Source organism: Acidovorax sp., assembly GCF_016783915.1.
Classification (GTDB): Bacteria; Pseudomonadota; Gammaproteobacteria; order Burkholderiales; family Burkholderiaceae_C; genus Acidovorax.
Window position 1 is genome coordinate 1 of the sequence record NZ_JADHVT010000121.1, and the last position, 14389, is coordinate 14389.

Annotated in this window: 10 protein-coding genes and 1 pseudogene; 6 read left to right on the forward strand and 5 right to left on the reverse strand. The window is 66.0% G+C overall.

What is annotated here, in order from left to right:
* From ISS20_RS18420 to ISS20_RS18430, 3 genes are all read right to left on the reverse strand, one after another.
* On the reverse strand, positions 1-1367 hold a 1367-nt coding region (locus ISS20_RS18420; protein ID WP_291438367.1), incomplete at its 3' end, for an efflux transporter outer membrane subunit.
* Positions 1364-4552: an efflux RND transporter permease subunit gene (locus ISS20_RS18425; protein ID WP_291438368.1), complete on the reverse strand. Its 3189-nt coding sequence runs from the start codon at positions 4550-4552 to the stop codon at positions 1364-1366. The genes ISS20_RS18420 and ISS20_RS18425, both read right to left, overlap by 4 nt.
* An 18-nt stretch (positions 4553-4570) precedes the next feature.
* Positions 4571-5896, reverse strand: coding sequence for an efflux RND transporter periplasmic adaptor subunit (locus ISS20_RS18430; RefSeq protein WP_291438369.1), 1326 nt, complete (start codon positions 5894-5896; stop codon positions 4571-4573).
* A 208-nt stretch (positions 5897-6104) separates the two neighbouring features.
* On the opposite strand from ISS20_RS18430, the gene ISS20_RS18435 reads away from it, so the two are divergent.
* From ISS20_RS18435 to ISS20_RS18455, 5 genes are all read left to right on the forward strand, one after another.
* A complete protein-coding gene (locus ISS20_RS18435; protein ID WP_291438370.1) occupies positions 6105-6638 on the forward strand; it encodes a YbaK/EbsC family protein in 534 nt (177 codons plus the stop codon).
* Complete coding sequence (locus ISS20_RS18440) at positions 6635-6901, forward strand: DUF1289 domain-containing protein (RefSeq protein WP_291438371.1); 267 nt, start codon at positions 6635-6637, stop codon at positions 6899-6901. The genes ISS20_RS18435 and ISS20_RS18440 overlap by 4 nt, the downstream gene beginning before the upstream one ends.
* Positions 6898-7551: a 2-hydroxychromene-2-carboxylate isomerase gene (locus tag ISS20_RS18445; protein ID WP_291438372.1), complete on the forward strand. Its 654-nt coding sequence runs from the start codon at positions 6898-6900 to the stop codon at positions 7549-7551. Before ISS20_RS18440 ends, ISS20_RS18445 begins: the two co-directional genes overlap by 4 nt.
* A gap of 173 nt (positions 7552-7724) precedes the next feature.
* Entirely contained in the window at positions 7725-9386 is a 1662-nt protein-coding gene (locus ISS20_RS18450; protein ID WP_291438373.1) for an MFS transporter, read from the forward strand.
* A 148-nt stretch (positions 9387-9534) separates the two neighbouring features.
* A complete protein-coding gene (locus ISS20_RS18455; RefSeq protein ID WP_291438374.1) occupies positions 9535-9738 on the forward strand; it encodes a hypothetical protein in 204 nt (67 codons plus the stop codon).
* 97 nt (positions 9739-9835) lie between these two features.
* Here ISS20_RS18455 and ISS20_RS18460 read toward each other — a convergent pair whose 3' ends face one another.
* Together ISS20_RS18460 and ISS20_RS18465 are read right to left on the reverse strand one after the other, a co-directional pair.
* Positions 9836-10954, reverse strand: coding sequence for an ABC transporter substrate-binding protein (locus ISS20_RS18460; RefSeq protein ID WP_291438375.1), 1119 nt, complete (start codon positions 10952-10954; stop codon positions 9836-9838).
* A 152-nt stretch (positions 10955-11106) separates the two neighbouring features.
* Complete coding sequence (locus tag ISS20_RS18465) at positions 11107-12192, reverse strand: ABC transporter substrate-binding protein (protein WP_291438376.1); 1086 nt, start codon at positions 12190-12192, stop codon at positions 11107-11109.
* A gap of 242 nt (positions 12193-12434) precedes the next feature.
* On the opposite strand from ISS20_RS18465, the pseudogene ISS20_RS18470 reads away from it, so the two are divergent.
* Positions 12435-14389 (forward strand): annotated as a pseudogene (locus ISS20_RS18470) (excinuclease ABC subunit A); the annotation flags it as partial.

Consider the following 14389-nt stretch of genomic DNA (forward strand, 5'->3'; position numbering starts at 1 on the left):
AGGCTGCGCTGCGCATCCAGTACCGTGAGGTAGTTGTCCACCCCGGCCTTGAAACGCGCCTCCGACAGGTCGAACGCTTTCTGGGTGGAGGCCACCAGCCGCGTCTGTGCGGCAATGCGCTCGTCCCACTGCGCGCGGTCGGCCAGCACATCGGCGGTCTCGCGGAACGCGGTCTGCACGGCCTTTTCGTACTGGGCCACCGCGATGCGCTGGTTGGCCTCGGCCACCTGCACGTTGGCGCGGTTGCGGCCGGCGTCGAAGATGGGCAGGCGGACCAACGGCACAAAGCTCCAGGTGCTGCTGCCCGCGCCAAACAGGCCGTCCAGCTCGCGGCTTCCGGTGCCCAGGTTGGCCGTGAGGCTGATGGTGGGGAACAGGGCGGCACGCGCTGCGCCGATGTTCGCCTCAGTGGCGCGCAGGGCGTTTTCGGCGGCCTGCACATCGGGGCGGGCGAGCAGCACGCTGGACGCCAGTGGCACCGGCACGGGCTGCAATGCCGCCGGGGCCTGCGCGTCTGCGCGCAGTGTGCTGGCGGTGGGCCAGAGGGCGGCGGGCACCGGGCCTCCCACCAGCAGTTGCAGGGCGTTGCGGTCGCGCTCCACCTGGGCCAGATAGGTGGCCACATCGCCGCGCGCAGAGTCCACCGTGGTCTGCGCCTGGGCCAGCACCAGGCCCGAGGTGGAGCCGATGGCATGGATGCGTTCGGTCAGCGCATAGGCCTTCTCGCGGCTGGCCAGGGTGTCGCGTGCCAGCTGCAGTCGCGCCTCATCGGCGGCCAGGGTGAGCCATGCGTTGGCCACGTCGGCAATCAGGCCCGTCTGGATGTTGCGCTGGTTCTGCTGGCTCTGCAGGAACTGCTGCAGCGCTGCCTCGTTGAGGTTGCGCACGCGGCCCCAGAAGTCAATTTCGTAGCTGGCAAATCCTAGTTGTGCCGTGTACTGCGTGGCCACCTGCGCAGGGGCTGTGGCGCTGCTCATGCCAGCGGCGGTGCGCGCCCGGCTGGCCTGCGCCTGCGCGGTGACGCTGGGCAACAGGTCGGCGCGGGTGATGCCGTACTGGGCGCGGGCCCGTTCGATGGTCTCGACGGCCACGCGCAGGTCGCGGTTGTTCGACAGCGCGAGGGCAATGACATCGCGCAGCGGCTGGGCCTGCACCCAGCCCAGCGCCGCTGCGGCCTGCAGGCTGGCCTCACTGGCCAGGGCGGGCGATCCGCTCGTGGTACCGACGGCGTCGGGTACCGACAGGGCAGGTGTCTGGTGTGTGGGGGCAAGGTTGCAGCCCGCGAGCAGTGCGGCGGTTGCCAAGGCTGCAGCGATGGCGGCAGGCCGGCGGCGCTGGCGGCCTGGCGATAAGAGTGGGCGCGTCATGCTGCGCTCTCCTGAGTGGGGTGCGGTGGGGTGGTGGCAGGCGGTGGCGGGGCGTTGTCCTCGCTGCGCGACCGGCTCTTGAACCAGCGGCGGATCAGCAAGAAGAACACCGGCACCAGAAAGATGCCCAGCACCGTGGAAGCCAGCATGCCGCCCAGCACGGCGGTGCCGATGGCCACCCGCCCGCCCGCGCCCGCGCCGGTGCCAATGGCCAGCGGGATTACCCCGAAGCCGAACGCCAGCGAGGTCATCAGGATGGGCCGCAGGCGCAGGCGCACGGCGGCGACGATGGCGTCGAACAGGTTCTTGCCCTGCTCCTGCAGCTGCACCGCAAACTCCACGATCAGGATCGCGTTTTTCGACGCCAGCCCCACCGTGGTCAGCAGCCCCACCTGAAAGTACACATCGTTGGTCAAGCCCCGCGTGTAGGTGGCCGCCAGTGCGCCCACCACACCCAGCGGCACGGCGAGGATCACCGACAGCGGCACCGTCCAGCTTTCATACAGGGCCGCGAGGCACAGGAACACGAAGAGGATCGAGATCGCGTACAGCAGGGGGGCCTGGGCGCCGGACTGGCGTTCCTGCAGCGAGGCGCCCGTCCATTCGTAGCCGATGCCCGGAGGCAGGGTGCGCAGGATGTCTTCCACGATCTTCATGGCTGCGCCGGAGCTAACGCCCGGTGCTGCGCGGCCTTCCAGCTCGTACGCCGGGTTGCCGTTGTAGCGCAGCAGCTGGGGCGAGCCGTACGCCCAGTAGCTGGTGGAGAACGCGCCGAACGGCACCATCTCGCCCTTGCTGTTGCGCACGCTCCAGCGCGCCACGTCCTGCGGCAGCATGCGCGCCGGGGCGTCGCCCTGGATGTACACGCGCTTGACCCGTTCGTTGTTCAGGAAGTCGTTCACATAAGTGCCACCAATGGCGCTGGACAGCACGCTGTTGATGTCGTTGTACGACAGCCCGAGCGCGGCGGCCTTGCGGTCGTCGATCACCAGGCGCAGCTCGCTGGCGTCCTCCAGGTTGGTCATGCGCAGGTTGGTCAACTCGGGCCGCTTGCGTGCTTCGATCAGGAAGGTGTTGGTGGCCGCCAACAGCGCCTGGTGGCCCAGGCCGTTCATGTCCTTGATCACGAAGTTGAAACCCGAACTGGAGCCCAGGCCCCGCACCGCCGGGGGCATGACCACCAGCACCCGTGCATCGCGGATGGATGCCAGATCGCGCGTGGCCTTGAAGGCGATCTGCGCGGCGGCCTGATTGGCCAGGGGACGGTCTTCCCAGGACTTCAGGCGCACAAAGCCCCGTGCCGAGGCCTGGTCGCCGTTGATGCCCGAGACCTGGTAGAAGCTCAGCACATCGGGCTGCTGCGAGAAGTAGTCGCGCACCTGGTCCAGCACGCTCTGCAGCCGCGTGTCTGCAGCGCCCGAGGGCAGGTTCACGTTCACATACAGGAAACCCTGGTCCTCATCGGGCAGGAAGGATGTGGGTAGGCGCGCCATGAGCAGCCATACCACGCCACACACCGCCAGAAAGATCAGCGCCATGCGCTTGGTGCGGCGCAGTGTGTAGGCCACCGTACCCTGGTAGCGCGCGGCGGTGGCGTCGAAATGGTGGTTGAACCAGCGAAAGAACCGGTCGTTGAGGCCCAGCAGGCCGCGGCGGATCGGCCGGTCATGCCCGGCCGAGGCGGCTGCGGGCTTGAGCAGCGTGGCGCACAGCGCCGGTGTGAGGGTCAGCGCCACGAACACCGACAGCGCCATGGCCGCGACGATGGTAATGGAGAACTGCCGGTAGATCACGCCGGTCGAGCCGCCGAAAAACGCCATGGGCACAAACACCGCCGACAGCGTGACCCCGATGCCCACCAGGGCGGGCGTGATCTCGCGCATGGACTGGCGGGTGGCCTCCTTGGCCGACAGGCCGGTCTCGTGCATTACCCGCTCGACGTTTTCGACCACCACGATCGCATCGTCCACCAGCAGGCCGATGGCCAGCACCATGGCAAACATGGTCAGCGTGTTGATCGAATAACCCGCCAGCGACAGTACGCCGAAGGTGCCCAAAAGCACCACCGGCACTGCGATGGCGGGGATCAGGGTGGCGCGGAAGTTCTGCAAAAACACGAACATCACGATCACCACCAGGATCATGGCCTCGCCCAGTGCGCTGACCACTTCCTTGATGGATGCGCGCACGAAGGGCGTGGAGTCCGAACTCACGAAGTAGTCGATCTGGTTGGGAAAGTAGGGCTTGAGTTCAGCCAGCTTGGCGGCAATGGCGTCGGCCACCTGCATGGCGTTGGCGCCATCGGCCAGCACAATGCCCATGCCTGCGCCGGGCATGCCGTTGAGCTTGGCCTTCACGGTCAGGTTCTCGGCGCCCAGCTCCACGCGGGCCACGTCCTTGACGGTGACCACTGAGCCATCGAGCGCAGACTTGAGCACGATAGCCTCGAACTGCTCCACGGTCTTGAGCTTGGTGCGGGCGGTGATGGTGGCGTTGAGCTGCTGGTCGGCCACCGCGGGCAGGGCGCCCAGCTGGCCTGCAGACACCTGGGCGTTCTGGGCATTGAGCGCATTCACCAGGTCCGATGGCATCAGCGCGTACTTCTCCATCTTGGCCGGGTCCATCCAGATGCGCATGGCGTAGTTGGTGCCGAACACCGTGACGTCACCGACCCCGTCGATGCGGCCGATCACGTCCACCAGGCTGCTGGTCAGAAAGTCGCCGATGTCCACGGCGCTCATCGCCGTGTCCTTGGAGAAGAAGCTGTAGGTGACCAGGAAGTCCTGCCCGCCCTTGTTCACGAACACGCCCCGGCTCTTGACGGCGTCGGGAAGGCGGTTGGTGGCGGCCTGCAGTTTGTTTTGCACCTGCACCTGCGCCACGTCGATGTTGGTGCCGGGCGCGAAGGTCAGCGTGGTGCGCGAGCGGCCCGAGGCGTCCGAGGTTGAGCTCATGTAGAGCATGTTGTCGATGCCCTTGAGTTGCTGCTCGATGATCTGCGTCACCGAGTTCTCGACCGTCTCAGCCGAGGCACCGGTGTATTGCGAGCCAATGGTCACGCGGGGCGGAGCGATGTCGGGGTACTGCTCCAGCGGCAGCGTGACGATGGACAGCGCACCGCCCAGCATGATGATGATGGCGATGACCCAGGCAAAGATGGGCCGGTTGATGAAGAACTGAGCCATGTGCTGCGTCCTTCGTGCTCAGCGGGAGGCCGCTGGGGCCGAGGCGGGCGCGGCACCCGCGGCAGGCGGCGCGTCGGCGCCTTGTGCGCCCTTGCGACCCTTGGCGGGCGCTTTGGGGTCCACTTCCACTGCACGTACCTTGTCGCCGGGCTTGACCCGCTGGAAGCCCTCGACGACCACGCGCTCGCCCGCAGCCAGCCCACCCTGCAGCAGCCACTGGTTGCCCACCGCGCGGTCGATGTTGATCGGGCGCTTTTCCACCACGTCGCCCTCTTTGACCACCAGCACGCTGGGTTTGCCGGTGAGGTCGCGGGCCACGGCCTGCTGGGGCACCAGCAGGGCCTCTGGCGCCAGGCCGGTGGGCAGCAGCGCCTGCACGTACATGCCGGGCATCAGCGTGCCCTTGGGGTTGGGCACCACGGCGCGCAGCGTGACGGTGCCGGTGGTGGCGTTGACGATCACGCCGGCAAACTGCAACTGGCCACGCTGCGCGTACTCGGTGCCGTCGTCCAGCCTGATGCGCACCGGGATCTTGTCGCCCTCGACCTTCTGGAAGCGTCCCGCCTCCCAGTCCCGCTGCAACTGCATCAGCTCGGTGGTGGACTGGGTGAAGTCCACATACATCGGGTCGAGCTGGACGATGGAGGTCAGCGCATCGGCCTGGTTGGCTGTGACCAGCGCTCCCGGCGTCACGTTGGACAGGCTGATGCGTCCACTGATCGGGGCCTCGATGCGGCTGTACTTGAGGTTGATGCGTGCGGTGGCCAGGTTGGCCTGGGCCACGGCCACGTCGGATCGCGACTGGGCGGCGGCGGCCTGGCTTTCTTCAAACGCCTGCTGGCTGATGGCGTCGATCTTCACCAGCTCCGCATTGCGTTTGGCTGTGGCTTCCTGGGTGCGCGCAGTGGCCTCGGCCTTGGCGAGGGCTGCCTGCGCGCTGGCCTCGGTGGCTCGCAGCGAGGCGTCATCGATCTGGTACAGCGGCTGGCCCTGGCGCACCAGCATTCCTTCGGTGAACAAGCGCTTTTGCAGGATGCCGGACACCTGGGGTCGCACCTCGGCCGTGAGCGAGGCGCGGGTGCGACCGGGCAGGGTGGCTTCGAGCTGCTGGCTTTGCTGCTTGAGCGTGACCACGCCCACTTCGGAGGCGGCCTTGGCCGGTGCGGGTGCTTCGCTCGGCTTGCTGCAGCCCGCCAGGGTGCCGGCGATCAGCAGCAGCCCCAGCAATGCTCCCCGGTATGGCGAGGCGCCGAGGGCGGGGCTGGCGGCGCCGCCTGGCACAGTGTCGGCGGGGGAGGGCGCAGGCAGGCTCGGGCGCAGCGGGGACAACGCAGCATCGTTCATGGGCGTGGGAGCGGTTGGGTTGGGAAGGTTCGGCGCATTGTGGGGGGCGCACATTTCCTGTTTGTAAAGTGGCCTGATTTGGCCCGGGTGCTGGAGCGCAGCGCAGGGACATGCCAGCCCCTGTACCGAGGAGGCCATGGCGCGCGGCAAAATGGAGGGAGACCCGACCGAATCACGTCCCCCGTGGACCCGCTGGAGACCAACGCGCATGTGTGGAGCCGAACTGAAGAACCTGCCCGAGGGCGTACAGCGTGTGGCTGCCGAGCTGCAGCGGCGCGGCCACCCGCATCTGCCGCAGATGCTGGACGATGCCGCGCGCACCGCGCAGCAGGCCGCCGATGCACTGGGTATTTTGGTAGGGCAGGTGGCCAAGAGCATCATCTTCCGTCGCAAGAGCGACGACGCGGCGGTGCTGGTGGTCACATCGGGCGACCGCCACGTGGACGAGAAGAAGGTGGAAGCCCATGTGGGCGGCAAGATCGGCCGGGCCGACGCCGAGTTTGTGAAATCGCGCACCGGCTTTTCGATTGGCGGCGTGTCGCCGGTGGCGCATGCCACGCCGCCAGTCACGCTCATCGACCAGGACCTGCTGCGCTTTGAGGTGGTGTGGGCCGCAGCAGGCCACCCACACGGCGTGTTCCCCCTGCATCCCAGCGACCTGCAGCGCCTGACGGGCGCGCCCGTGGTGGACGTGGTGCAAGCGCCTGTTGCTGATGCCTCTGCAACCCAGGCTGCCGCATGAATGCTATTGATTTGCTAGCTGCCAAGGCAAAAGAGACTAGCGCTACCGGCCAATTTGACCCAAAAAGCACGGAGCCGGTGCCCTCGCCCTGCATTTCGGTGTGCCGCATGACGCCTGACCGCAGCCACTGCGAAGGCTGCTTTCGCACACTGGATGAAATCCGCGCCTGGTCGCGCGCCGACGCTCCGCAGCGGCGCGCCATCTGGGCGCAGTTGTTGCAACGCGCCGGCATTGCATGGCCCGTGCCGGAGGCCGAAGCATGAAGCGCATCACGTTCTACCTGGACTTCATTTCTCCCTATGCCTGGCTGGCGTTTGAGCGCTTGCCCGAGGTGCTGGAAGGGCTGAGCTACAGCGTGGCCTACCAGCCCGTGTTGCTGGGTGCCTTGCTGCAGCAGCATGGCAACCCGGGGCCTGCGGGCATAGCCCCCAAGCGCGACTGGACCTACCGCCACGTGACCTGGCTGGGCCATGCGCAAGGCACGCCGCTGCAGATGCCCGCGCGCCACCCGTTCAACCCGCTGCCCCTGCTGCGACAGGCCCTGGCCTGCAGTGACGACGGCAGCATCAACCGCTATGTGGCGGGCACGGTGCTGCGCCATGTGTGGCAGGGCGGCGGCGACGCGCTGGACCCTGCGCGCCTGGCCGCACTGGCCGAGGCCCTGGCCGACCAGGTGCGCACCGGGCAGGACGTGAACAGTGACGGCCCCAAGGGCTTGCTGCGCGCCAACACCGAAGCGGCGCAGGCCGCTGGCGTTTTCGGCGTGCCCGCGTTCGGGGTGGATGGCAAGCTGTTCTGGGGGCTCGACAGCCTGCCCATGCTGCGTGCCTACCTCGATGGCGACGCGTGGTTCGACGGTCCGGACTGGGACGCCGTTCGTCAGCTTCCCTCGGGCTTGCCGCCCAAAAGCTGAGCGACTCTCGCATCCTGAAAGCGCCTCTGCGGGTTTCACCCTAAGTTGTCAGAGAGCGGTCAGTTTGGTGAAAGCTCTTGTTGGTTTCGCGTCAGAGGGTGGTCAGTGCCATCTCCAAGAATGCGTACAGCCCGCCGCAGTGCGGTCTGTAACACCAATAGGAGACACACACCATGGCAACTGTTCATCCCGCACCGCGGCCGATGTCGCCCGAAGAGAGGAAGGTCATCTTCGCTTCGTCGCTCGGCACCGTTTTCGAGTGGTACGACTTTTACCTGTACGGCTCGCTCGCAGCCATCATTGCCAAGCAGTTCTTCAGCGGTCTGGATGCCGGTTCGGCGTTCATTTTCGCGCTGCTGGCGTTTGCTGCGGGCTTCATTGTTCGCCCCTTCGGCGCCATCTTCTTCGGCCGCCTGGGCGACATGATCGGCCGCAAGTACACGTTCCTGGTCACCATCCTGATCATGGGCCTGTCCACCTTCATCGTGGGTATCTTGCCGACCTACGCGTCCATCGGTGTGGCAGCCCCCGTCATCCTGATCATCCTGCGCCTGCTGCAAGGCCTGGCACTGGGTGGTGAGTACGGCGGCGCAGCCACCTATGTGGCCGAGCATGCTCCGCACGGCAAGCGCGGCGCCTACACCGCCTGGATCCAGACCACGGCCACGCTGGGCCTGTTCCTGTCGCTGATGGTGATCCTGGGCACCCGCACCGTGCTGGGCGAAGAAGCCTTTGGTGATTGGGGCTGGCGTGTTCCGTTCATCGTGTCGATCCTGCTGCTGGCCATCTCGGTCTGGATCCGCCTGTCGATGAATGAGTCGCCTGCGTTCCAGAAGATGAAGGCCGAGGGCAAGACTTCCAAGGCCCCGCTGACCGAATCCTTCGGCCAGTGGAAGAACCTGAAGATCGTGATCCTGGCACTGGTGGGCCTGACCGCCGGCCAGGCCGTGGTGTGGTACTCGGGCCAGTTCTATGCGCTGTTCTTCCTGACGCAAGCACTGAAGGTCGATGGCGCCACTGCCAACATCTTTGTGGCTGTGTCGCTGCTGATTGGCACGCCGTTCTTCATCGTCTTCGGTTCGCTGTCTGACAAGATTGGCCGCAAGCCCATCATCCTGGCGGGCTGCCTGCTGGCCGCGCTGACCTACTTCCCCGTGTTTGGCGCACTGACCAAGGCGGCCAACCCTGCCCTGGCTGAAGCCCAGGCCAAGAATCAGGTGATCGTGACGGCAGACCCCAAGGAATGCTCGTTCCAGTTCAACCCCACAGGTACCACCAAGTTCACCAGCTCGTGCGACATCGCCAAGCAGGTGCTGGCTGGCGCCTCAGTGAGCTACGAGAACGCCGTGGGCGCCGCGGGCACCCCCGCCTCCATCAAGATCGGTGAAACCGTCATCGCCTCGTACACCAGCAAGGGCCTGCCCGCTGACGAAGCCAAGAAGAAAGATGGCGAGTTCAAGAAGGCTGTGGCCGATGCACTGAAGGCTGCGGGCTACCCCACCAAGGCAGACCCTGCCCGTATCGACAAGGTGATGGTCACCATCATCCTGACCTACCTGGTGTTGCTGGTGACCATGGTGTACGGCCCCATCGCCGCCATGCTGGTGGAAATGTTCCCTACCCGCATCCGTTACACGTCCATGTCCCTGCCGTACCACATTGGTAACGGCTGGTTCGGCGGCCTGCTGCCCACCACGGCGTTTGCCATCGTGGCCCAGACCGGCAACATGTACAACGGCCTGTGGTACCCCATCATCATCGCCGGTGCCACGGTCGTGATTGGTGGCCTGTTCATCAAGGAAACCAAGGACGTGGACATCTACGCCAACGACTGATCGTTACTGACCGGTGTACAGGGCCCGCCCCGCAAGGGTCGGGCCCTGTGTTCCATCAAGGGGCTTGTGCCGCGCACCAGTACAACCCACAACCCTGCGCGTCAGCCAGGCCCCTTGATTGAACAAACCCATCCCAGGAGATATTGATATGTGGAAGATTGTTGTTGGCTTCGTCTTGTTTGCCGCCTTGTCGATGTACGTGATCATCACGGCGGGCGACAAGGCCGACATGGGCGGTGAAAAGCACGGTGCCGATGCGGTGCATGCCCCCGAGACACCCGCCAGTGCGGCCGCGCCCGCAGCGGCACCTGCGCCAGCTGCTGCCCCCGCATCGGCTGCCAGCGCGCAATAAGCGCACTGCCTGGCATGACAAAGGCCCTGCCAGCGATTGCTGGCAGGGCCTTTTTTTGGTGTCTTGTCTTCGTGTGGCGCGGGGCGCCTGTGCCGTGTCAGCGCTTGAAGCGGCCGTCCGTGCCGATGATGGACAGGTCGGAGAAGTCCAGCCCGCTGTGGTCGGTGGGACTGTAGCTCAGCTCCAGCCCGCCCAGGTCCCACTTGTGGATGCTCTCCAACCCCGCATGCAGCTTGGCGCGGTCGGGCTTGGCGCCCGCGCGCTTGAGGCCTTCGACCAGCACCTTGGCGCTCACAAAACCTTCCAGCATGGCGGGCGTCAGGTCCCCGATGTTCCTGGCCTTGGCCAGGTCGATGGCCTCCTTGATCACGGGGTAGTTGAGCGAGCGCTCGGACGGGAACACCTGCGTCACCACCACGCCCCGGGCCTGGTCGCCCAGCGCCTTCACAAAGCCGCCTGACGCGTTGTTGGACAGCGTGACGATCTGGCCGGCAACGCCCGCGGCGCGCAAGGCCTTGATGCCATCAACCACCGCCGCACCGGTGCCGATGAAAATCACGGCCTGGGGCTGCTTGCCGGCCACGCGGGGCGCGATGGCGCTGTAGTCGGGCTTGGTGCGGTCAAATTTTTCGATGAACAGCGCTTCGATGTTGTTGGCCTTGAACCCCGCCTGTGCGCCGGCCAGCCCGTCGACGCCAAATGTGTCGTCCACATGCACCACGCCAATGCGCTGGATGCCCAGTGTGTGCAGGTGCGAGATGGCCTTGGTCACTTCGCGCTGGTAGGGTGCACGCACGTTGAACACGTATTTGCTCACTGGCTGGTGCAGCGCAATCGCCCCGGTGGATGGGCCCACCAGCGGCACGCCATGCTGCTCCAACACCGGGATGATGCCCTGGGTGTGGGGCGTGCCACGGGTCATGAACAGGCCGATGACACCTTTTTGTTCGATCAGCGTGCGGGTGTTGTCCAGGGTGAGCTTGGGGTCGAACTTGTCGTCCAGTGACAGCACCTCTACCTTCTGCCCGCCGACCCCGCCCCTGGCGTTGACATGGTCGATGTAGAGGGCTGCGCCCTGCATGGACTCGGCCACGGTGGCTGCGGCCGATCCGGTGATGCCCACCGTCTGGCCAATGAGGATCTGTGCGTGGGCTGAACCGATGCCCAGGGCTGCGGCCAGGGCGCAGAACGCGCCGGCCAGGCCAATCTTCTTCATGGGGTTATCTCCTGCGTGTGGAGCGCCCGAGTGTATGGACGCCCCCGCGCGGGACAACTGTAAAAACGCGTAGGCCCGGTGGCAGGGGCTCACCACCTGCGCCACGGTGGTGCGGTTGGTGGGTCCATCACCCGTAGCGCGATGAGGACCTCTCAGCGGCGGAAGCGCCCGTCCGTGCCGATGATGGACAGGTCGGCAAAATCCAGCCCGGTGTGGTCCTCGGGGCTGAAGTTCACCTCCAGACCGCCCAGGTCCAGCTTCTTGATGCTCTCCAGTGCGACCTGGATCTTCTCGCGGGTGGGCTTGGGGCCCGCGCGCTTGAGGCCTTCCACCAGCACCTTGGCGGCGGCAAAGCCTTCCAGCATGGCGGGGCTGATTTCGGTGAGCCCCTTGGTCTTGGCCAGTTCCTGGGCTTCCTTCACCATCGGGTAGGTCACGGCCCGTTCGTTCGGGAACACCTGGGTCACGATCACGCCCCGCGCGTTGGCCCCCAGGCTTTTGATGAAGCCGCTGGAGGCATTGTTGGACAGCGTCACGATCTGCGCGGCCGAGCCCGCCGTGCGCAGTGCGGTGGTGGCATCCACCACCGCAGAGCCCGAGGCCACCATCAGCACTGCCTGCGCATCGGCCTTGGTTACCTTGGCAGCGATGGGGGTGAAGTCGGGCTTGGCGCGGTCGAACTTTTCGGACACCACCGCCGTCAGCTTGGCGGTCGCCAGGCCCTTCTGTGCGCCCTGAATGCCGTCGGCGCCAAAGCTGTCGTCCGCGTACACCAGCGCCACGCGGGTGATGCCCATGGACGCCAGGTGGGTGATCGCCTTTTCAGCCTCTCGCTGGTAGGTGGCGCGCACATTGAAGATGTATTTGCGCACCGGCTGGTGCAGCACCATCGCGCCGGTGGAAGGCGCCACCAGCACCACGCCGTGCTTGTCCAGCAGCGGCAGGATGGCCTCGGTGTGGGGGGTGCCCCGGTTGAGGAACAGGGCCGAGACGTTCTTGTCTTCGATCAGCGTGCGGGCGTTTTCCGCCGCCAGCTTGGGGTCGAACTTGTCATCCAGGGAGATCAGTTCGATCTTTTGGCCATTGACACCGCCTTTGGCGTTGATGGCGTCGATGTACAGCAGCGCGCCGTCCGTGGTTTCCTTCACGCCGGCTGCTACCTGCCCGCTGAAGCCTGCCGTCTGGCCGATCAGGATCTGGGCATGGCTGGCTGCACTGGCCGCCAGCGCCAGGACCATGCCGGCCGCTCGCAGTTGCCATTGTTTTGTCATGGCGGTCTCCTCTGGGTATGTGTGGAGGCCGCAGTCTAAACCGATGTTTCGGGCCAGAACACCCGCTTTTCGTCAGCCATTGCTCCATTGCCCCTGCTTTGCCCACGGTCAAAGCACCGCAGCGCGCCTCGGGGGTAATCGGCGCGGGCAGGCGCAAACGCCGGGCGCGTCCCTAGAATGTCCCGCCTCACACCCGAAAGACCGCATCCATGACCCAGGGACTGATCCGTATCCGCGGCGCACGCCAGCACAACCTCAAGAACCTGGATCTGGACATCCGCACCGGCGAACTCACGGTGGTCACAGGCCCCAGCGGCTCGGGCAAGTCCAGCCTGGTGTTCGACACGCTCTATGCCGAGGGCCAGCGCCGCTACGTGGAGACCTTCAGCGCCTACGCGCGCCAGTTCCTCGACCGCATGGACAAGCCTGCCGTGGACAAGGTCGAAGGGGTGCCCCCGGCCATTGCCATCGACCAGACCAACCCCGTGCGCTCCAGCCGCTCCACCGTGGGCACGATGACGGAGTTGAACGACCATCTGAAGTTGCTGTTCGCACGCGCAGGTCAGTTGTTCGACAAGCAGACGGCGCAGCCGGTGCGGCATGACACGCCCGAGACCATTTATGCGGAGCTGGCCGCGCGCTGCGCTGCCGCCAGTGACCCCCGCATCGTGTTGACCTTCCCGGTCGAGTTGCCTGCCAACACCAGCGCGGAGCAGGTGGAGCAGTGGCTGTCCGCCAGCGGCTTCACCAAAGTGCAGGCCGAGCGCGAAGTGGCCACCCCCACCGGCCCGCGCAAGGTGCTGGATGTGGTGGCCGACCGTTTCCGCCTGGGCAATGCCGAAAAGGTGCGGGTGATCGAGGCCATCGAGGTGGCGCTCAAACGCGGCACCGGGCGCTTGAACGTCTATCGGCTGGTGGATGAGGGCGAGCCCGAACTCTGGCGCTTCTCCACCGGCCTGCACTGTCCCGACAGCGACCTGCGCTACAGCGATCCCATCCCCTCCGCCTTCTCGTTCAACTCCGCCGTGGGCGCGTGCGACAGCTGCCGGGGCTTTGGCCGCGTGATCGGCGTGGACTATGGTCTGGTCATCCCCAACGACAAGCTCACCCTGCGCGCAGGTGCCATCAAGACCATCCAGACGCCTGCATGGAAGGAAGCGCAGGACGACCTCATGCGCCACGCAGAGGCGGCAGGCATCCCGCGCGACACGCCTTGGAACAAGCTCACCGACGACCAGAAGAAATGGGTGATCGGTGGCGCCCCCGGCTACAAGGACGGGCAGTGGAGCAAGCAGTGGTACGGCATCAAGCGCTTTTTTGAATACCTGGAGAGCAAGGCCTACAAGATGCACATCCGCGTGCTCTTGTCCAAGTACCGCAGCTACACGCCGTGCCCCACCTGCGCCGGTGCACGCCTCAAGACCGAAAGCCTGCTCTGGCGCATTGGCCGCAAGGAAGATGCCGATGCGGTGCTGGAGCCCGGCAAGCGTTTCCTGCCCGAGGGCGTGCAATGGAGCCGTGAGCAATTGGAGGCCTTGCCCGGTCTGTGCCTGCACGACCTGATGCTGCTGCCCATCGACCGCCTGCGCCAGTTCTTTGCGCGCATGCAGTTGCCGGTGGGTGACGACGCCAAGGGCGGCGATGCCCAGGCGTTGAAACTGTTGCACGAAGAAATCACCACGCGCCTCAAGTACTTGTGCGACGTGGGCATTGGCTACCTCACGCTGGACCGCCAAAGCCGCACGCTCAGCGGCGGCGAGGTGCAGCGCATCAACCTGACCACCGCGCTCGGGACTTCGTTGGTTAACACGCTGTTTGTGCTGGACGAACCCAGCATCGGCCTGCACCCACGCGACATGCACCGCATCACCGAGGCCATGCTGCGCCTGCGCGACGCGGGCAACACCCTGGTGGTGGTGGAGCACGACCCGGCCGTGATGCTTGCGGCCGACCGCATGATCGACATGGGCCCCGGCCCGGGCCGCCTGGGTGGGCAGATCGTGTTCGACGGCACCACCGCCGACCTGCGCAAGGCCGACACGCTCACGGGCGCCTACCTGGGCGGGCGCAAGCATGTGGGCTTTGGATTCAAGCGCATGGTGACGGAATCGACCCCACGCCTCATCCTGGAAGGCGCGCGCGAGCACAACCTGCAGGATGTGAC